Source organism: Salinibacterium sp. NYA9b, from assembly GCF_976973725.1.
In genome coordinates this window covers 1,900,800-1,919,910 of record NZ_OZ333476.1, presented here as the reverse complement: position 1 = coordinate 1,919,910, position 19,111 = coordinate 1,900,800, and the positions used below count along the sequence as shown (strand labels likewise).

The 19,111-nt window shown below is 61.8% G+C and carries 15 protein-coding genes; 8 read left to right on the top strand and 7 right to left on the bottom strand.

From position 1 onward, the window contains the following. Window positions 1–59 precede the first annotated feature (59 nt). Window positions 60–1,415: a dihydrolipoyl dehydrogenase family protein gene (locus ACWFSR_RS09145; protein ID WP_447522227.1), complete on the bottom strand. Its 1,356-nt coding sequence runs from the start codon at window positions 1,413–1,415 to the stop codon at window positions 60–62. Next, a complete protein-coding gene (locus tag ACWFSR_RS09140; RefSeq protein WP_447522226.1) occupies window positions 1,408–1,710 on the bottom strand; it encodes a thioredoxin family protein in 303 nt (100 codons plus the stop codon). The genes ACWFSR_RS09145 and ACWFSR_RS09140 overlap by 8 nt, the downstream gene beginning before the upstream one ends. A 54-nt stretch (window positions 1,711–1,764) precedes the next feature. On the opposite strand from ACWFSR_RS09140, the gene ACWFSR_RS09135 reads away from it, so the two are divergent. The 3 genes from ACWFSR_RS09135 (at window position 1,765) to ACWFSR_RS09125 (ending at window position 3,608) form a co-directional block, all read left to right on the top strand. Then, a complete protein-coding gene (locus ACWFSR_RS09135) occupies window positions 1,765–2,163 on the top strand; it encodes a heavy metal-responsive transcriptional regulator (RefSeq protein ID WP_447522225.1) in 399 nt (132 codons plus the stop codon). Between the two features lie 53 nt (window positions 2,164–2,216). Further along, the gene (locus ACWFSR_RS09130; RefSeq protein ID WP_447522224.1) at window positions 2,217–2,849 is read left to right on the top strand and encodes a hypothetical protein; all 633 of its coding nucleotides are present in this window, start codon (window positions 2,217–2,219) and stop codon (window positions 2,847–2,849) included. Between the two features lie 126 nt (window positions 2,850–2,975). After that, a complete protein-coding gene (locus ACWFSR_RS09125; RefSeq protein ID WP_447522223.1) occupies window positions 2,976–3,608 on the top strand; it encodes a hypothetical protein in 633 nt (210 codons plus the stop codon). 14 nt (window positions 3,609–3,622) lie between these two features. On the opposite strand, the gene ACWFSR_RS09120 is transcribed toward ACWFSR_RS09125, so the two are convergent. The 3 genes from ACWFSR_RS09120 to pepN form a co-directional block, all read right to left on the bottom strand. Further along, a complete protein-coding gene (locus tag ACWFSR_RS09120; RefSeq protein ID WP_447523441.1) occupies window positions 3,623–3,994 on the bottom strand; it encodes a globin in 372 nt (123 codons plus the stop codon). Window positions 3,995–4,122: 128 nt separating this feature from the next. Next, window positions 4,123–5,112, bottom strand: coding sequence for a mechanosensitive ion channel family protein (locus ACWFSR_RS09115; RefSeq protein WP_447522222.1), 990 nt, complete (start codon window positions 5,110–5,112; stop codon window positions 4,123–4,125). 77 nt (window positions 5,113–5,189) lie between these two features. Beyond that, a complete protein-coding gene (gene pepN, locus ACWFSR_RS09110; RefSeq protein ID WP_447522221.1) occupies window positions 5,190–7,730 on the bottom strand; it encodes an aminopeptidase N in 2,541 nt (846 codons plus the stop codon). Window positions 7,731–7,836: 106 nt separating this feature from the next. On the opposite strand from pepN, the gene ACWFSR_RS09105 reads away from it, so the two are divergent. The 3 genes from ACWFSR_RS09105 (at window position 7,837) to ACWFSR_RS09095 (ending at window position 10,927) form a co-directional block, all read left to right on the top strand. Continuing rightward, a complete protein-coding gene (locus ACWFSR_RS09105) occupies window positions 7,837–8,325 on the top strand; it encodes a ribose-5-phosphate isomerase (RefSeq protein WP_197105941.1) in 489 nt (162 codons plus the stop codon). Further along, window positions 8,325–9,380 (top strand): Fpg/Nei family DNA glycosylase, encoded by a 1,056-nt coding sequence (locus ACWFSR_RS09100; RefSeq protein WP_447522220.1) that lies wholly within the window; start codon window positions 8,325–8,327, stop codon window positions 9,378–9,380. Before ACWFSR_RS09105 ends, ACWFSR_RS09100 begins: the two co-directional genes overlap by 1 nt. Before the next feature lie 71 nt (window positions 9,381–9,451). Further along, entirely contained in the window at window positions 9,452–10,927 is a 1,476-nt protein-coding gene (locus ACWFSR_RS09095; RefSeq protein WP_447522219.1) for an amidohydrolase family protein, read from the top strand. Window positions 10,928–10,979: 52 nt separating this feature from the next. Here ACWFSR_RS09095 and ACWFSR_RS09090 read toward each other — a convergent pair whose 3' ends face one another. Further along, window positions 10,980–11,468, bottom strand: coding sequence for a Dps family protein (locus ACWFSR_RS09090; protein ID WP_197105938.1), 489 nt, complete (start codon window positions 11,466–11,468; stop codon window positions 10,980–10,982). Window positions 11,469–11,731: 263 nt separating this feature from the next. On the opposite strand from ACWFSR_RS09090, the gene ACWFSR_RS09085 reads away from it, so the two are divergent. Both ACWFSR_RS09085 and ACWFSR_RS09080 read left to right on the top strand, forming a co-directional pair. Further along, complete coding sequence (locus ACWFSR_RS09085; RefSeq protein ID WP_447522218.1) at window positions 11,732–13,102, top strand: sensor histidine kinase; 1,371 nt, start codon at window positions 11,732–11,734, stop codon at window positions 13,100–13,102. 10 nt (window positions 13,103–13,112) lie between these two features. Next, window positions 13,113–13,760, top strand: coding sequence for a response regulator transcription factor (locus tag ACWFSR_RS09080; RefSeq protein ID WP_231600582.1), 648 nt, complete (start codon window positions 13,113–13,115; stop codon window positions 13,758–13,760). A gap of 17 nt (window positions 13,761–13,777) precedes the next feature. On the opposite strand, the gene ACWFSR_RS09075 is transcribed toward ACWFSR_RS09080, so the two are convergent. Further along, entirely contained in the window at window positions 13,778–19,078 is a 5,301-nt protein-coding gene (locus ACWFSR_RS09075) for an SCO7613 C-terminal domain-containing membrane protein (protein ID WP_447522217.1), read from the bottom strand. Window positions 19,079–19,111 lie beyond the last annotated feature (33 nt).

Below are 19,111 nucleotides of genomic sequence, written 5' to 3'. Positions count from 1 at the left end.
CCTTGTCTGTGGCAGTAAGTATCGAGTTACATGGAGCATCATTCGCGCGATTCAGCACCTCACACCATCGACCCCAAGTCTGACCCAGTCGAAGGGTACGCGGCAGTTGTCGCCTTGATTTGGCGGGTGGTGAGACCGTTCTTCATGGCGAGCGCGATCGTGTTGGCGAGTTCGGCATAGTCGTGGCCGAGGAGGTGGGCGCCGATGATGCGGTCGGTGCTCTTGTCGACCAGAATCTTGGTCGCACCGGTCGTTTCACCAATGCGGTAGTTGGAGAACCATCCGCTCGTGTCAGTAAAGCGCACGTCAACGTCGAGCCCGCTCTCTTTGGCCTCCTGCTCGAGCATGCCGACTCTGACGAGCTCCGGAATGGTGAACACCGCAGTGGGAATGGCGCTGTAATCCGGTGTCGCCGAATTCGGCTTCACCATGTTGGATGCCGCGATCTTCGCCTCGAACACCGCTACCGGTGTCAGCGGCATCCCCGGGGTATCTGCAGCATCGCCAGCCGCATAAACGTCCGGGTTCGTGGTGCTCTGCAAATGCTCCGAAACTTGGATGCCGCGAGGGCCGAAAGCGACATTGGCCGCTTCGAGATTCAGACGACTGAGGTCTGCGGTGCGGCCAGCACCGTGCACGACAAGGTCAACATCCATCGTGGATTCTGTGTCGCCCTGTTGAGTCCTGACCCGGAACCCTTGGGCGAGCTTCTCGACGCTCGTGATGGTCGTTTCGCGGTGCACTGCAACGCCAGCGCTCTCGCCACGCTTGAGCAAGAGTTCGACGAGGTCGGGGTCGAAACCCTTCAGCGGAATGCGGCCGCGGTCGATTACTACCGGGGTGCTTCCCGCGCGGGCAGCGATGTGCGCAAACTCGAACGACACGAAGCCGCCGCCAATGAACGCAATCCGTCGCGGAAGCGCGGGGAGGTTCAGGAAGCCGGTGCTGTCGATGAGGTGCTCGTGGCCGGGAAAGTCCAGCTCGCGGGGCACCGCACCGGTAGCGATCAAGAACTTGTTCGCCTGAAACTTCTCGCCGTCGATCTCGATGTGGTCGTTGTCGATGAACGTCGCGATCCCGTGCAGGGTGTCAACGCCGGCCGCCTTGAGGCCCTTCTCCATGCTCTCGGGCACCGGATCGGTGAACCCGTGCTTGTGCTGCATGAGGTCAGCCCAGTTGACGCCGAGGGCATCCGCGTTGATTCCTTTGCCCGCGAAGAGGCGGGCAGAATCGACGATCTCTGCGGCGCGTCGAAGGATCTTCTTGGGGTCGCAGCCACGAAGCGCGCACGTGCCGCCATAGGGGAGTGCATCCACAATTCCCACGCGCCACCCGCGCGACGCCGTCTTCTTCGCGGCAGCAATGCCGGCCATTCCGGCGCCGATCACGAGCAAGTCATAGTTGTTGTCACTCATGGCTGTTCAACTTCTCTCTCAGCTGGTCAACAGTGGGTGCGCCGGCAAAGCCAGCCGGGGTGATGTAGCGGCGGCATGCAAGCCCGACCGGGGCATCCGGCTGGGCGAAGGGATCCACACCATCGAAGAGGATGCTCGGCGACCCGTGGAACCCTACACGCTCAGCTTCTTCGACCGTGTCGACCAGGTGTCGCGACACCGTGATCTGCGGGAACTCCTGAACGAGTTCGGTGATGTGCTGATCGGCAACCTTCCAGTTGGGGCAGCCCTCGAAGTATTGCAGCGTGATTTCCATACCTTCACGGTAAACCCTGAAGTGCACTTGAAGGTCAAGCGTTAGTCTTGCCCCATGCTTATTGGAGAAGTCGCCGATCGCCTAGATGTTCCGCGCCACACGATCCGTTTTTACGAGAAACAGGGACTGCTGCCCGAGCCTCAGCGGCAAGGCAACGGGTATCGCGACTACGATCCCGCCGTTGTCGACCGAGTCACGTTCATCCGCAACAGCCAAGCCGCGGGGCTCACGCTGTCGGAAATCATGAGCATCCTGTCGCTGCGGGATGCCGGCGAAGCTCCCTGCACCCACGTCTCAAGCTTGCTCGAACACAAACTAGAAGGTGTGCAGGAGCGCCTGAAAGACCTGGCGGTGCTCGAAGCGGAGCTGAAACAGCTCATCCACGAGGCGCAAACTCTCGACCCGGCGAACTGCACTGAAGCGGAGATCTGCACGATCATCCCGCGATCTTAGAGCGGCGGTAATTCGACCTAGGGTTGCCCTGTCGTCACGGTATCGTGCTCAGCATGAGAACCCTGCCGAAAACGGTTAGCACCGAGCACGGGCCGAGCGTCGAAGGAGCCGGGCCCGAACTCCTCACCGAATTGCTCGCAGAATTTGAGACAGAACTGCGCGCAGTGGGTGCCCCGGCAAATCTTTTCAATCCCGGAGCGGGGGCTGACGAGCTGACACAACAGCTGGCATCTCGAGTCCCGGCCCTTCCTCCCGAGCTGTTCAGCTGGTTCGCGTGGCACAACGGGGAACGCCACGAACTTCCTGGCGAGGCACCGCAGATCCTGTGGCCCGCGGGAGTATTTCACGATGTTCCGGGAGTCATCCGCATGCAAGACCTGGACATCGGGGAAATTGCAGGCAACGATTTCGATTGGGACCCCAGCTGGCTCAGGCTCACCGGGCGTTGGGATAACGGCATCGCAATTCAGTGCACTGACTCTGAGGCGTTGCCGTTAATCAGGATGGTTGCATTCGATACGAGAACCAACCCGGCCGATACAGATACTCAGCTGGTTTCCCTCTGCACTCCTATTGCCTGGTGGATCGAAGCGCTAAGAACTGGTCAATATCGCTATGCCGATGGAGGGTGGACTCGTCATTTCGAAATGATCCCGCGCGAAAGATCGTTCACCGGCTGGGTGTGAAGCGCGCGCCAACTACTCCTCAAACGTATTGACCATGGAGCGGTCGAGGTACGCCCAGATTTCGGCGTCGTAGAGCGGCGGTAATTCGGCCTAGGGTTGCCCTGTCGCCACGGTATCGTGCTCAGCATGAGAACCCTGCCGAAAACGGTTAGCACCGAGCATGGGCCGAGCGTCGAAGGTGCCGGGCCTGAACTTCTCGCCGAATTGCTCGCAGAATTTGAGACAGAGCTGCGCGCAGTGGGTGCCCCGGCAAATCTTTTCAATCCCGGAGCGGGGGCTGACGAGCTGACACAACAGCTGGCATCTCGAGTTCCGGCCCTCCCTCCCGAGCTGTTCAGCTGGTTCGCTTGGCACAACGGGGAACGCCACGAACTTCCTGGCGAGGCACCGCAAATCCTGTGGACTGCAGGAGTTTTCCACGATGTTCCGGGAGTCATTCGCATGCAAGACCTGGACATCGGTGAAATCGCAGGCAATGAACTCGATTGGGATCCCAGTTGGCTCAGGCTAACCGGGAGTTGGGATCACGGGATCGCAATCCAGTGCACAGACGCTGAGGCGTTGCCGTTGGTCAGGATGGTTGCATTCGATACGAGAACCAATCCGGCCGATACTGACACGCAGCTCGTTTCGCTCTGCACGCCAATCGCATGGTGGATCGACGCCGTACGAAGTGGTCACTACCGCTGGAGCGATGCCGGGTGGACCCGCTACTTCGAACTGATCCCGCGCCAAAGATCGCTTACCGGCTGGGTGTGACGCGCGCTCGCCAGCTACTCCTCAAACGTGTTGACCATGGCGTGCGCGGCACGGTCGAGGTACGCCCAGATTTCGGCGTCGTAGAGCGGTGGTAATTCGAGGGTGTCGAGGGCTGCCCGCATGTGGTGTAACCAGCGGTCACGGGCATCCGGGTTCACCTTGAAGGGCATGTGGCGCTGGCGTAGGCGGGGGTGTCCGCGTTCCTGGCTGTACGTGTTCGGGCCGCCCCAATACTGTTCCAAGAAACCCGTTAGACGCTGAATCGCGCCCTCAAGCTCGGGCTGCTCTGGGTACATCGGCAGCAGCACCTCATCGGTTGCCACACCCACATAGAACTCGCGCACGAGCTTCTCGAACGTGTCGCGACCGCCGATGAGTTCCCACATCGAATCGGCCGGAGCATCCGGAGTCACCGCCGGCTTCGCAATGATGCGAATCTTCGGCAGCTTCGTCGGCACAGCCTCGCTGCTTGGCTCGGCGCCATCAACGGGCTCGGTCACGTTCTCAGAATCGGTCATTTCTTGGGCTTCTCCTCGCCAAAGTTCAGCGGCACCGGACGAGTGCGCGGCGGACGCGCACCACGAACACTCGCAGCACCCTCGAACCCACTCAACACGATGGAGTTCAATGCGGGAAGTTTGACACCCGCCTCATCAAGAGACTTCTTCAAACGGCTTCGCAATTCACGAGCAACATCATCTTTAGTGGCGGATGCCGTCTTCACTACCAAGCGAACGACCACGGCTTCATCCGAAATAGATTCGATGCCCCAAATCTCGGGCACCTCCAAGATGCGAGTAGCCCACTTGGGAGTCTTCGACAGATCGACTGCCGTCTGCAGAATACGCTCTTGCACAGCATCCACATCCGACTCATACGGCACAGCAAGATCAATGATCACGCGCGCCCACCCCTGCGACATATTGCCCACCCGGGTGATTTCACCGTTGCGCACAAACCACAGGGTGCCGTTCACATCGCGCACCTGCGTGGTGCGGATATCGACAGACTCCACCACACCAACAGCCGGCCCGAGGTCAACAATGTCGCCCACGCCCAACTGATCCTCGGCCACCATAAAGAGACCGTTCAGTACGTCCTTGACCACGTTTTGGGCACCGAAACCTAGACCGGCACCGGTTGCCGCCGTGATGAGGGCGAAGGCGCCGGTGGCGTTCGGCGCGAAGAGGTCGAAGAGCAAGATCATCACGATGATCACAATGACGACAGTGACGATGCTGGAAAGCACGCCGCCGAGGGTGCGCGTGCGCTGAACGACTCGAACCGCAGCCAGCGGCGAGGTCAGCAGAACTTGGGTGTCGTGAATGTTCTCTTTGTGTTTGACACCGTTGACGACGCGATCAACAACGCGCTTGATGACGAACAACAGCACGAAGCGCAGCAACCACGCGCCAACAATAATCGCGAGGCCGCGCAGCAGATGCAGGCTGCCGTCAATGGCGCCAAGGGCGGCCCACAGTCCATCCCACGAGAAATCTTCCATGCTCGGAGCCTAGCGAGTGACTTCTGTGTAGTCACCGCTAGGCCCCAGCATGCCCGCCGTGAGGCGGCTGAAAGGGGTTAGGAGTTGTCGCGAGCCTGAACTACCAGTGCACGCTCAACCCCCGCAAGGTTCTCCACGATGATGCGGCGCAGGGCCGGAACATCGGGGTTTGCCTCGAGCCAGGCGTTCGTGGCATCCACGAGTCCCTGATTTGCCAGCGGTGCCGGGTAGAGGCCACGAAGAACCGTCTCGGCAATCGCATAGCTGCGGTTGTTCCACACATCGTTGATCGCCTCGAAGTAGGGAGCCACGAAAGCCTCCAGCACAGCGGGGTCGTTGACGTGGGTGTAGCCCATCGTCACGTTACGCACGATAGCGTTCGGAGCTTTGTCACTCTTCACGAGTGAATCAAACGCAGCCTGCTTGCCGGCTTCGGTCGGAATCGTTGCGCGAACCCGAGCCGCAGCCTGCTGGCCGTTCGCCGTCTTGTCCTTGGCGAGCGCCTCATCCACGTCAACATCACCGGCAGCACCGTTGAGCACGAGGCCCTCCAGAAGCTCCCAGCTCAAGTCAGTGTCAATCTCGAGACCCTCAAGCGTGGTCGAACCGCTGAGCAGAGCGCGAAGAACCGTAACGTGCTGTTCGGTGGATGCCACATTCGCGAAGTACTTCACGAACTGGAACTGAGCATCCGATCCAGCCTCAGCACTCTGAGCGAGAGCCCAGAGCGTGTCGCCGATCTTCTCAACCGTGGCCGCACGACGCTCAGGAGCAACATACTGCTTAGCAACCAACACCAGCTGCGCAAGCGTGGTGCGGATGGTGGTCGACTCGGTCTCCGACGCAATGTTGCCGAGAACCAGGGCAACATAATCGCTGGCCGGAGTCTCAGAATCACGAGCAGCATCCCACGCGGCACCCCACACGATGGCGCGAGCCAGCGGGTTGGTGATGTCCGAGAGGTGCTCCATGGCCACAGCCAACGACGCGTCATCGAGACGGATCTTCGCGTAGGCGAGGTCGTCATCGTTGATCAGGATGAGGTCGGGGCGCTTCGTGCCGACGAGCTCAGGAACCTCGGTGCGCTCACCCTCAACATCGATCTCGATGCGGTGGTGGCGAACGAGCTTGCCGTCCTCCAGCGAGTAGTAACCGATAGCGAGACGGTGCGGGCGAATCGTGGGGTAGTCGGCAGCCGCGGTCTGAACGATCGCGAAGCTTTCGACGGTTCCATCTTCGGCGGTCACCACATCCGGGCGCAGCGTGTTCACACCAGCGGTCTCAAGCCACAGCTTGCTCCACTCCATGAGCTCGCGGCCACTGGTCTTCTCCAGTTCAACCAGCAGATCCTTGAGCTCGGAGTTGCCGTAGGCGTGCTTCTTGAAGTACGCCGCAACGCCGGCCATGAATGCTTCGAGACCAACCCAGGCAACGAGCTGCTTGAGAATCGAGCCACCCTTGGCGTAGGTGATGCCGTCGAAGTTGACGAGAACGTCATCGAGGTCATTGATCGACGCGTAGACGGGGTGAGTCGACGGAAGCTGGTCCTGCTTGTAGGCCCAGCTCTTCTCCATGGCCGCGAACGTGGTCCACGCTTCGGTCCACTCGGTAGCTTCAGCAGTCGCGATGGTGGAAGCCCACTCAGCGAACGACTCGTTGAGCCAGAGGTCGTTCCACCACTTCATGGTGACGAGGTCGCCGAACCACATGTGAGCCAGCTCGTGCAAGATCGTGACAACGCGACGTTCCTTGATGGCGTCGGTCACCTTCGAACGGAACACATAGGTTTCGGTGAACGTGACAGCGCCAGCGTTCTCCATGGCACCCGCGTTGAACTCGGGCACAAACAGCTGGTCGTACTTCGGGAAGGGGTACGGGTACTGGAAGTGCTTCTCGAAGTACTCGAAACCCTGCTTGGTCTTCTCGAAAATGTAATCAGCATCGAGAAACTCGCTCAGCGAGGCACGCGTGAAGATGCCGAGGGGGATGACGCGGCCATCGCTCGAGGTGAGCTCATCGCGAACCTCGGCATACGGGCCAGCCACGATCGCGGTGATGTAGCTCGACATGATCTGAGTGGGTGGGAACTCCCACGTGGCGTTCTCGCCATCCACGACAGGCTCGGGCGTGGGCGAGTTGCTGATCATGGCCCAGCGTGCCGGTGCGGTCACCGTGAACTGGAACGTGGCCTTGAGGTCAGGCTGCTCGAACACAGCGAAAACGCGGCGCGAATCCGGCACCTCGAACTGCGAGTAGAGGTAAACCTCGTCGTCAACGGGGTCAACGAAGCGGTGCAGACCCTCACCGGTGTTGGTGTATTCGGCATCCGCTACAACCTCAAGAACGTTGTTCTCAGCAAGGTTGTCGAGCTGGATGCGCACACCATCGTTCACGGCAGCAACATCAAGAGCGGTGCCGTTGAGGGTGACCGAGTCAACCGTGCGGGTGATCGAATCAATGAAAGTGGATGCGCCAGCAGTGGCAGTAAAACGAACAGTCGTGCTGCTCTTAAACGTCTCAGGACCCGTAGTGAGGTCAAGCGCAATCTCATAACTGTCTACGTTGACAATCGCTTTGCGTTCTTGCGCTTCAACTCGGGTGAGGTTCTCTCCGGGCACGTACAACTCCTTCGTCTTGGGGCGGTTTGTGACCGCACCTAACTAGCTTATGCCGCGCCCGCTGAATGTCGGCAATAGTGGATGATCGCGACCGTAGACTGGACAAATGCGCATCCATATCGCCACCGATCACGCTGGCCTCGAGTTCAGTGCCACCCTGCAGCAGCACCTCACCGATGCCGGCCACGAAGTGATCGATCACGGCCCCGTTCAGTACGACGCTCTCGACGATTACCCCGGATTCTGCATCGCCGCAGCCCGTGGTGTTGCCGCCGACCAGGCTGCCGGTGTCGAAGCGCTCGGTGTTGTCTTTGGTGGGTCGGGAAACGGTGAGCAGATCGCCGCCAACAAGGTTGTGGGCATCCGCGCCGCTCTCGTGTGGAACGACTCGACCGCCGCTCTGGCCCGCCAGCACAACGACGCCAACGTCATCTCCATCGGCGCCCGTCAGCACACCGTTGACGAAGCCACGCGCTTCATCGACCTCTTCATTGCCGAGCCCTTCTCGGGCGACGAGCGCCACGCCCGCCGCATCGCTCAGCTTGCCGAGTACGAGACGACAGGCGCCATCGCCGCGCACCCCTTCGACGACTAATGCCTGAGGGGCATTCCGTACATCGCATTGCGCGCCAGTTCGCGCTGCACTTCGTCGGCAAAACCGTCGCCGTGTCCTCACCGCAAGGTCGCTTTGCTGCGGGAGCCGAACGCATCGATGGACTGCGGATGCTCAGCGCCAAAGCCGTCGGCAAGCAGATGTTCCTCGAATTCGAGCACGACCGCTGGCTGCGCGTGCACCTCGGGCTTTACGGAGCCTGGGACTTCGCGGGCAACTTCACGGCCGACGCGACTACGGCATCCGCTGCCGGTCGCATGGGGCAGACCAACCAGCACGGCACCGTTGTTGATGATGCTGACGCTGGGTCTGGCGCTGTCGAGATGAGCAGCGCTGCGGCGGGTGCGGGCAACACGGTGGTGGGGGAGCACGAAGACTCGCTCGCGAGCATCGGTGCCCCACGACGCACCCGCTTGCGGATGTCGGAGCAAGAGAAAGCCAGCGACACGGTTTCAGAGTTCCCGCCCGAGCCCATCGGCGCCGTGCGGGTTCGCCTGCTCACCCACACGACGTGTGCTGACTTGCGCGGGCCAACCGCGTGCGAAGTGCTGAATCCCGACGAAGTGCAGGTCGCGCTCAACAAGCTCGGGCCCGACCCCTTGGTCGACGACAATGGCGAGGCCGAAGAACGCTTTGTCGCGACCGTTCGCAAGAAGCAGACGGCCATTGGCATCCAACTCATGGATCAGTCGATCGTCAGCGGTATTGGCAACGTCTACCGTGCCGAGATTTTGTTCCGCGCGCGCCTTGATCCGCACACGCCGGGGAAGCTCATTCCCGAAGAACTGGTGCGCGAACTCTGGCGCGACTGGGCCCACCTGTTAGAAATCGGTGTGCGTACCGGCCAGATGATGACGATGGATGGGCTCACCGGCGACGGCTACACGGCCGCGCTCGCGAGCAGGGATGACCGTCACTGGGTGTATCACCGCGAAGGTCTGCCGTGCCGTGTGTGTGGCACGAACATCGCAATGGAACTCGCCTCGGCCCGCAAGCTGTACTGGTGCCCCAGCTGCCAAGCACCACTGGGTAGCTAAAGTGCGTCACCGCTCTAACTGCGCGTACGCTAGCTCAGAACTAGCCGCAGAAATGACAAGGGCACTACCGAGTGAAACTGACTAACGCGCGCATCGTCGGCGACGATGCCTCCGCCCTGGTCGATGTCACCCTCACCGAGGGACGCATCTCCGCTATCGAGCCCCACGGGCAGTCGGCGGATGCCGCTGGCGACGTTGCTGCAGACAGCGACGCTGCCGATCACGACACCATCGATCTCGACGGCCGCTGGATCATGCCCGGCCTGTGGGATCAGCACGTGCACTCCAGCATGTGGGCGCAGCAATCGCAGCGCCTTGATCTCAGCCACACGACCTCGGCCACCGAAGTTGCTGTCACCCTTGCTACTTCGGTGCTCCCGCAGTCCGACGGCATCATCGTTGGTCAAGGATTCCGCGATGCCCTCTGGCCCGACCAGCCCACCCGCGCCCTGCTCGACTCGGCCGTCTCCGACATCGCCGTCGTGCTTGTCAGCGGCGACCTGCACTCTTGCTGGCTCAACAGCCTCGCCCTCGAACGCTTCGGTTTTTACGACCACCCCACCGGGTTCCTGCGCGAAGAAGAAGCCTTCGCTGTCGGAAGCGCGCTCAGCCGAGTGGAACCCGACATTCTTGATGGCTGGATCCGTGACGGGGCTGCGGAAGCGGCATCCCGTGGCGTCGTCGGAATCGTCGATCTCGAAATGACGTGGGAGTTCGAGAACTGGCAGCGCCGCATGCTCGAAGGATTCGATCTCTTCCGGGTGCGCGTTGGTGTTTACCCGCGCTTCCTGGAACGCGCCATCTTCGAAGGCCTCGCCACCGGGCAACAGTTGGCGCCACTGCTCGAAGTCGGGCCGTTCAAGATCATCACCGACGGTTCGCTCAACACCCGCACCGCGTACTGCGTCGAGCATTACCCGGGCGAACCACACAACAGGGGAGTGCTCAACATCCCCGCTGATGAACTCGTCGAGTGGATTCGCACTGCCAGTGGCGCTGGCCTCTCGCCCGCCGTGCACGCCATCGGCGACGACGCCAACACGCTCGCCCTCAACGCTTTTGAAATCGTCGGATGCCGTGGCCGCATCGAGCACGCCCAGTCACTTTCTGAATCGGACTTGCCTCGCTTCGCGGCTCTCGGAATCGCAGCAAGCGTGCAGCCCGAACACGCCATGGATGACCGCGATGTTGCCGACGCTCTCTGGCCCGGACGCAACCACCGCACGATCGCGCTGCGTTCCATGCTCGATGCCGGCATCGAACTTCTGATGGGATCGGATGCTCCGGTCGCCCCGCTTGACCCGTGGGCAGCGATCGCGTCGGCTGTGAGCCGCAGCCGCGATGGGCGGGAGCCGTGGTATCCCGAACAGCGCATCACCGTAGCCGAAGCTCTCAAGGCCTCAGTGCAGTCGACCATCGCCGTGGGCGAAGTGGCGGACATTGTTGTGACACGCAAAAACCCGCTCGACTGCAGCGGTGAAGAACTGCGGGCGATGCGGGTTGACGCGACGATTCTGGATGGGCGCTTCACTCACAACCAGCTGTAGCGACGACGAATCGTAGGCTCAACTAGTCGCGGTGAAGCGACCGCCAGAGAAGTTACTTGGTGGCGAGGTGAGCGAAGAGGAACCAGCGGTCCTTCTCCAGCCCACGAGCGATCTCAATCGCGACGTCTTCGCTGACCTTGTCGAGCTCACCGAGCTCGTCAACGGCGGTGCGGACGGTCACGAGAGTCGCGTCGATCGCGGCGATAACCTGCGCGATGACCTCGTCGGACTGCTGGAAGCCTGCGGTCATGCTCGGAGTCGTTGCCTTGGCGCCGACGGTCTGCGTGCGAGCGTCAATCGGAAGTCCGAGAGCGACTACGCGCTCTGCTGCGGTGTCAGCCCACTCGCGGGCGTGGTCGACGATGACGTCGAGAAGTTCGTGTACTGCCTGGAAGTTGACACCGCGAACGTGCCAGTGAGCCTGCTTGCCGTCAATCGACAGGGCCGTGAGGTCGGTGACGACCGGGCCGAGGAACTGGGCAACACCCGAGGTGACATCAGGGTCTGCTGAGGTCTGCGGAACTGCTTTAATTTCGGTCATTGTGTGCTCCTTCGTTGTTCTACAGGTACAACGCTACGTCGGCGCAAAAAATTCGCAAGCAAGCTGAGGCAACGCTAACCCGCTGCAGTACGCGCTTTCCGCAGTGCCGAATGGATGCCAGTCTTCAACGCAGAGCTCGCTCACGGGGGATATCCCCACTGCCGTTTTGTGTGCATCCACGCTGGGGAGTATTTCTGGTTTTCGCGATTCTGTAGGAGACGAACATCCGCCCCGCCAATGCGCGAGACTAAAGCGAGAGACTTATGACTACAGACACTGTGACGAAGCCCCGAAACCCCTATTGGCAGCTATGGCGCACCACGCCAAAAGAGGTGCTCTATCTGATCCTCGGATTCCCGATTGCGATAACCGGATTCGGCGTGGCAATCTCGCTCGTCGCTACCGGGATCGGCACGCTCGCGGTCTTTCTTATCGGGTTCTTTGTCATGATTTTGGCGTTGTATGTCGGCCGCGGCTTCGGGCTGGCCCATGTCAACCTTCTGGAATGGACTGGCCGGGCACGTCTAGAGCGCCCGGATTGGCAAGACGACCGAGCCGCTACAGGTTTCGGCGGCTGGCTCGCTGCGACGCTTGGCAACGCGCACTACTGGCTGTACCTGCTGCACACCACAATTCTTGGCTTCATTCTCACGATCATCACGTGGACGATCTCCTTCGTGTGGCTCACCGTCGGACTTACCGGAATCTTCGCGTGGGCCCTCGATGGTGAAGTGCAGACGGGCGACCCCGACTGGTCGATCGGCGAGTGGTCCTTCGGCCTCTTCGGGGTCAACACCGCCGGTTGGAACCCTGTAGTCGCCGATAACATCGTTGCGTTCGTCATCGGCCTCATCTTCATCGCCACCCTCCCGTTCGTCACTCGCGGCCTCGTTCTGACCCAGTGGTGGCTTGCCCGCGGAACCCTCACCGCCTTCAAGTCGGATGGTCTTCGCCGCGAAGTGCAGTCCCTCGAAGAGTCGCGTGGCGCTGCCCTCTCGGCAGAAGGTCACTCGCTGCGCCGGCTGGAGCGTGACATCCACGACGGCCCCCAGCAGCGTCTCGTGCGATTGCAGATGGATCTCGCGGCTGCTGAACGCCAGCTCGACACCAATCCAGACAAGGCTCGCCAGTTGCTCACCGAAGCCCAAGCGCAGTCGGCTGAAGCGCTCGAAGAACTGCGGGCTCTGTCACGCGGGTTCGCACCGCCACTTTTGCTCGACCGTGGCCTCGTCGCGGCCCTTGAATCAGTAGCCGCGCGCGCGGCCGTGCCAACGACGCTCAGCTCCGAGCTTCCGACCCCGCTCGTTCTTCCAGGCGAAGTCGAGCGTGCGTCGTACTTCGTTGTCGCTGAATTGCTCACCAACGTCGCCAAGCACGCTCACGCTGGCCATGCCTCCGTTCGGCTTCTCACCGAGCAATCGGATGGCCGTCCCTGGCTCCTCGTTCAGGTCACGGATGACGGCCAGGGCGGCGCCGCGGTGCTCGCCGACCACGGTCTTGCGGGCATCGAAGAACGTGTTCGCGGTGTCGGCGGACGCCTTGAGATCGAGAGCCCCACTGGTGGGCCAACGACGGTAGCGGCGCGGCTGCCTTTGCCCAAACTGAGTGCAGATCGGGCGCCCGTTGACCTCTAGTCTTAAGCGCATGAGCCCTTTGCGCGTTGCTGTTGCTGATGATTCGGTACTGCTGCGCGAAGGGCTCGTGCGTGTGCTCGTCGAAGCCGGCTTCGATGTTGTCGGTGCGTTTGGGGACGCGGATGAGCTGCTCGCGAACCTCGACGACTGTGCACCTGATCTCGTGGTGCTCGACGTGCGCATGCCGCCGACGTTTCGGGATGAGGGAGTGCGCGCCGCCATTCGCTTGCGTGAATTGCGGCCCCAGATCGGCATCCTCTTGCTCTCGCAGTATGTCGAGGTTGTGTATGCGCAAGAGCTCTTGTCGTCAGGTCGCGGCGGGGTCGGCTACCTCTTGAAGGATCGCGTCGCGTCTCTGGATGAGTTGCAGGATGCCGTGGAGCGGATTTCTGCCGGCAGCACGGTGCTCGATCCCGAGGTCGTTGCTCAACTCGTCGGTCGCCGTCAGGATCCCTTGATGTCGTTGACTCCGCGTGAGCACGAAGTCATGACGCTCGTGGCCGAGGGCCGCACGAATGCGGCTATCGCCAAACAGCTCGTCATCGGTGTTGGCGCGGTCGAAAAGAACGTGACGGCAATTTTTCAGAAGCTGAATCTCGAAGATTCGGGCAGCGACCACCGCCGCGTTCTCGCGGTGCTCACCTGGTTGCAGCGCTAGCGTCGCCTTCTTTCTGCTTAGCGAAGGGCGCTGAATTTGGTGTTGAGCGTCTTGAGATCGCGGATGCGCCGCTCGAGCGTAATGCCGAGGAACAACACGATCGCGCCACCGACCACAGCCCACAGCCACCACGAGGTCAGCTGGTAGAAGCTGATGAGCGCGGGAGCAAACGTGTGCGACGCGTGAATGAGAACGACAACGGTGGCAATGATGAGGGGCGCTTTGAGCTTCAGCCAGGCGCCGAGCACGATGATCGTCACGCCGACGATTCCGAGAGCAACAATGCGCCACTGAGTTCCCGCGCTATCGGTGTCCACAAACGTCGCGATGAGACTGGGGGCCAGCAGCACAACGAGGCCGCCGCTAAGCCACTGCATGCTGCGCGCATCCGGATCGCTCACCATCCGCAGCCCTCCGTGGGCGAGCAGAGCCACCCCGAGAAGCACAGACACCCACTCGAGTGGCTCCACGAGCGTTCCGAAGTACCCGATCACGCCGAGGATGCTGGCGAGAGTGAAGGCGAGGTAGCTCATTCGGTGGGTAAGCGGTCGCGTAGAGGCACGAGCCGCGAGCACGAGAAGAACGCTGCCGAGTGCGACCAGACTAATGATGCGAACGGCGTCGACCGACGCGTTTCGCTGGTCTGTGCCGAGCAACGTCAGGATTTCCATCCCATAAAGCAGCACGAGGGCACTGCCGAGCAGCACTTCGCTCATGGTTGCCCACCCCGGGCGGTTCTCGTCACGAGAGAATCCACTGGCAGCGGCACCGAAGCTGGCGAGAGCCAGTAGCGCAACCGCGACCAGCAGACCGGAGTCGAGTTCAGGCAACAGTCCTCTGTTTTCAAACAGCAGGATGAACGCCCGTGACGCGGTCGCGAGAATGAGCCCGGATGCGGACGCAATGATTGCGACGCCCCAGAAGTCGATGAGCTCGCTGCGTGGTTCCACGAAGGCGGCAGCCACTAAGAGAGCTCCGCAGAGCCCCGCGATGATGAGGGTGCGGAGTCCGTTGCCGTCTGCAGCATTGAGCGCGAGGGGAAGCACCGCAATGAGCAGGCCGACGAGAGCGATCGCCGGTGCCGAAGCTAGCCGCGCCCCTCTCAGCTCTGCGCGTGCAATCAGTATCGAGAGGGCGATCACGACGGCGCTGAGAGGCAGAACGTACGCTTCAAGAGCGTCGACGCGGGCCTGATCGAGTCGAAGCCACAGTGCCCACGTGCCAAAGGCCACCGCAGCCCACACCACGTGGCGGCGAAGTGATGCAGACCCGAACACTCCGTCAGTCGAAATGGCACTGAGTAGCAGCGCGACCGACACAAACAACACGATCAGCCATGGAGTGCTCTGTGGCTCGAGAACCGCACTCACCGTCGTGATTGCGGCAACCGTAAGAGCACTGATCTCACTTGCTCGACGAACGGCGCTGCGGTGATCCCGCAGTCGCAGAATCATGCTGAATGCAGCGACGAGCACTGCTGCCGTTGCGGGAGCGAGTTCGATCACGACTGCCGAGAGCTCGATCATTCTGGCAGTGCTATCGAGCAGCCAGGCGGTCGCGGGGGCGAGAGCTGCCGCTGCGGCAATGTTCTCGGGCACAAACGTGTGTGCGCCTCGAGCGAAAATGGTGAAGCTCAACGCCACGACGAGGAGCGCGGCACCCACGGTATTGATGACGGCTACATCGAGCATGAAAGGAGCGGTGACTCCTGATCCGCCGACGACGTTTGCGTTCCAGAAGTGTGCTCCGGCGAATGCGGTCGCGCCAAAGCCTGTCCACCAGAGCGCTTGCGGTTCGAGCATCGTGACCTCACGCGAGCGAATAATTAGTGCTCGTGCGATCATCCCGAAGCCAAGGATGGCGGCGATCAGCCAGAACTCGAGGTACTGCACGACGCCCAGGGCGTAGGTCGCGAGTGCAATGAACGACGCGAGGGTGAACGCAAGGTAGGTCACGTGGGGGGTGAGAGGCGGCGTCGCGAAGCGCGCGCCCACAACGAGAAGCACCGCGCCAAGAGCGACTAAGGCAAGCACCCGGATGTCGGTGAGAGGTGTCGACGAAGTAGACGGGTCAATCACGATGATGCCTTCAACCACATACAGCAGTGTCACGGCGGCGCCGAGCAGCACGGGCCCCGACCGCTGCCACAGGGTGGAGTGCGAGACACGCGCGAAACCGGCGGAGGCGAGTCCGAAACTCGCGATCGTCATGAGGGCTACAGCCCCGATGAGCCACACTTCTGCTTCGGGCAGCGCGCTCGGTGCGGCGGTCACGGAGTAGAGAACGCGCGCTGCTGTGGCGGTGATGAGTCCCGTGGCTGAGGCGACAACGGCGATTCCCCAGAAACTGAGCAACGACTCGCGCGGCGCAATGAACGACGCGGCAATCAGGAGCGCCGCACACAGGGCGGAGATGACGAGGGTGCTGGTGCCTGAGCCACTTGCGGAGTTCAGCGCGAGCGGCACAACGGCGATAAGCAGTCCAGCGAGAGCGATGAACGCTCCAGAGCGCAGGCGGGATTCGCGTAGTTCTGCTCTGGCCGTAAAGATGGCGATTGCCACCACAACCGCGGCAAGCGGCAGTACGTAGGCCTCGAGCGCCTCGACTCGGTATTGCTCAAGGCGTAGCCACAAGGCCCACGTGGCGAATGCGACCGCACCCCAGATAACGAAGCGCCGTGGCGAAGCCGAGCCTACGATTCCGTCGGCGGAGATCGATGCCAGCAGAAGGGTGATCGAGACGAGAAGCGCGATCAGCCAGTGTGTCTCGTGGGGCTGAAGAATTGCACTCGCTGTGGTGAACAGTGCAACGGTGAGCGCGCTGAGTTCAGCGATGCGTCGCACGAATGTGTGTCGGCCCCGCACACGCAGGGCCATCGTGAGCGCTCCGACGAGAACGGATGCCGTGGCCGGCGCTAACTCGATCGCTATAGCGCCGAGACCAGCGGTACGGCTCGCACTATCGAGTGCCCACACCAGCGCGGGCGCGAGCGCCGCAGCGGCAACGAAGCTTTCGATCGAGCGCCCTGTCGGTGCACTCGTTGCGCTCGCAGCATTCGTAGCGCCCGTATTTGCTGATGCTCGGGCAACTAGCGCGGTGTTGTTCAGCATCGTGACGATAAGCACTGCGACGAACAGCACAGAGACGAGCAGGCTGATGGTTGTGAGGCTCAGGGCGAGTGGTGCATTCGCGAAAGGGGCCCCGCTGCCTGTTGCTACCCAAAGAATGGTGCCCGCAACTGCGGTGCCGACAAACCCTATCCACCACAGAACCTGTCGTTCGAGGGCGGTCACTTCGCGGGTGCGGGGCCAGAGCGATCGCGCGCTGATGACGACGGCAAGAACGGAGACGGTCATCCACGATTCGAGCGGATGGGGATCGAGGGGAGTGAGTGCGAATTGCAGCTGTTCTCCCACGCCCGCGGCCGCGAGCAACAGCACGAGCATCGTCAAGCCCAGCATCGTCGTGCGAACTGACACAACGGTCACGAGGTAGCGGGCGGCAAAGAGCACGGCCGCTGTGCCGAGGCTGGCGAGAAGCCACGTTCCGTAGCTGGACCATCCTGAACCGAACGCAAGTGCTAGCGGTGTGAAGCCGCCCAGGGCAAGAATGATTGTGCTGAGGCGCAGTCCGGGGCGGCGGCGTTGGCTCACACCGATTGCCACGACAGCCAGTACAGCTAGCGCAAGCCACACCGCAACAGCGAGCAGCAGTGTTCCGGCCAGCGGTGCTGCCAGGGCGAGCGCGGCACCCGCGCTCGCGAGCAGTAGAGAGAGCCGACCGCGGAGTTGCCGCGTGGCCCACCACGCCAACCCCATAATTACTGGAACGCTGAGGAGGGCAAGCTGAGGCCACCCATTGTCGATGATGGCGAACGGCGCGCTCGCCGCGGTAGTGCGGCGCAGGGACGTCTGAGAGAAATACTGCAGCGCTACAGAGAGCGACGCACTGAGGGGCGCGATCAGCGCAATCGCGGTAATCGCCCACACGCCGAGCGATGCCCACAGGGTGGTACTCCGGCTTGTCGCGCCGAAGTGTCGCCCGCTCGCCTCGCTCAGCACCGCAAGAGTGGTGAGCGCAGCGGCAACGGAGAACACCGCGATAGGGGAGTCGTTCGAGAGGAGAGTCGACACTGCTGTCGCGATCGTGAGACCTGCGATCATCGCGAAAGTGTTGCGGATGATCGGATCGAAGGCCGCACGATGAGCCGCGACGCTGTGGATTGCCGCTACCGCGCCCAAGACGAGGAGCCAGATTCCCGTCGAGCGATTGCCAGCGAATTCTGACGAGACGAACAGAGAGATGATTGCGCTGAAGAACCCGATCGAGAGCCCCAGGTAGGCGAAAACGAGCATGGTCGTGCGCTCTACTCGCCCAGAGTATTCTCCGTGCGCAGCTACGAGGTAGATGAGCGTCGCGGTGGTGAACGCCACCATGGGGAGCAGCACATTTGCCTCAGGGAACCGTCCGTCGGTCACGCCGGCGACGACGAGGGCAGCCGCGGGCGGGAAAGCCACGAACGCCACCACATTGACGAGCCTGATTGTGCTCGCCCGATGCCACCACATGAATCCCAGCGCAGCGACGATCATCGCTGAGCCCCAGTACACGCGGCCGGCAGAGTCGCCGACGACAAGTAATTCATTCGCACGCACAGCGTAGATATCGAGCCCGACAAGCACGATGGCAAGTGCGGATAGGGCTTCAGCGGTAGCAGAGAGCCCACGCTTCTTCACCATGGTTGCCCCGACGATGCTGGCGATAGTGATGGTTGCGATGATCGCCGACCGCCAAATGAGCCCAAAGCTAATGAAGGCGTAGATAAGGAAGAAGATCGCGCCGACCGAGAGCAGCGACACTCCCACGATCAGCAGGATGACTTGGATGCCAGCGTGCGAGCGAGCAGCGGGGGCGTCGATCGTTGTCGGAGCTGTGGCTTCAGTGGTGGGTGGAACTGAAACGGGAGTCGGCATCGCGGAAGCGACCGGGGTGGGAGCAGCGATGGGCGTGGGCTGCGGGAACTGCGGATGCACCGGAGCCTCGATCGGAGCCGGCGTCTCCGGGGCCGCAACGGTGTGATCACTGGATTGCAACATGGCGGCCACGCGGGCTGCGCGTTGTGCTGCCGCAGCCTCGAGGGCAGCGTATTCGGCATCCCGAACTTCGTCACGAACGCGTTTGCGTTCAGCGGCGGTCTCGAAACGGATCTTGCCGATGAGCTCGAGCCGGGAATCGAGCAGAGCCGCGACGTCGAGTGATTCTTCGCGGAGAAGGGCGGCATCCGGATGATTGAGATCAAGCCCACATTGTGAGCACACCGCGGAAGGCGGGAGCGTGACAAAACACGCCGG

Bases quoted from the DNA above. Each gene is read 5' to 3' on its own strand.
- ACWFSR_RS09145 (WP_447522227.1), bottom strand. From the start codon at position 1,415: ATGAGTGACAACAACTATGACTTGCTCGTGATCGGCGCCGGAATGGCC.
- ACWFSR_RS09140 (WP_447522226.1), bottom strand. From the start codon at position 1,710: ATGGAAATCACGCTGCAATACTTCGAGGGCTGCCCCAACTGGAAGGTT.
- ACWFSR_RS09135 (WP_447522225.1), top strand. From the start codon at position 1,765: ATGCTTATTGGAGAAGTCGCCGATCGCCTAGATGTTCCGCGCCACACG.
- ACWFSR_RS09130 (WP_447522224.1), top strand. From the start codon at position 2,217: ATGAGAACCCTGCCGAAAACGGTTAGCACCGAGCACGGGCCGAGCGTC.
- ACWFSR_RS09125 (WP_447522223.1), top strand. From the start codon at position 2,976: ATGAGAACCCTGCCGAAAACGGTTAGCACCGAGCATGGGCCGAGCGTC.
- ACWFSR_RS09120 (WP_447523441.1), bottom strand. From the start codon at position 3,994: ATGTGGGAACTCATCGGCGGTCGCGACACGTTCGAGAAGCTCGTGCGC.
- ACWFSR_RS09115 (WP_447522222.1), bottom strand. From the start codon at position 5,112: ATGGAAGATTTCTCGTGGGATGGACTGTGGGCCGCCCTTGGCGCCATT.
- ACWFSR_RS09105 (WP_197105941.1), top strand. From the start codon at position 7,837: ATGCGCATCCATATCGCCACCGATCACGCTGGCCTCGAGTTCAGTGCC.
- ACWFSR_RS09100 (WP_447522220.1), top strand. From the start codon at position 8,325: ATGCCTGAGGGGCATTCCGTACATCGCATTGCGCGCCAGTTCGCGCTG.
- ACWFSR_RS09090 (WP_197105938.1), bottom strand. From the start codon at position 11,468: ATGACCGAAATTAAAGCAGTTCCGCAGACCTCAGCAGACCCTGATGTC.
- ACWFSR_RS09085 (WP_447522218.1), top strand. From the start codon at position 11,732: ATGACTACAGACACTGTGACGAAGCCCCGAAACCCCTATTGGCAGCTA.
- ACWFSR_RS09080 (WP_231600582.1), top strand. From the start codon at position 13,113: ATGAGCCCTTTGCGCGTTGCTGTTGCTGATGATTCGGTACTGCTGCGC.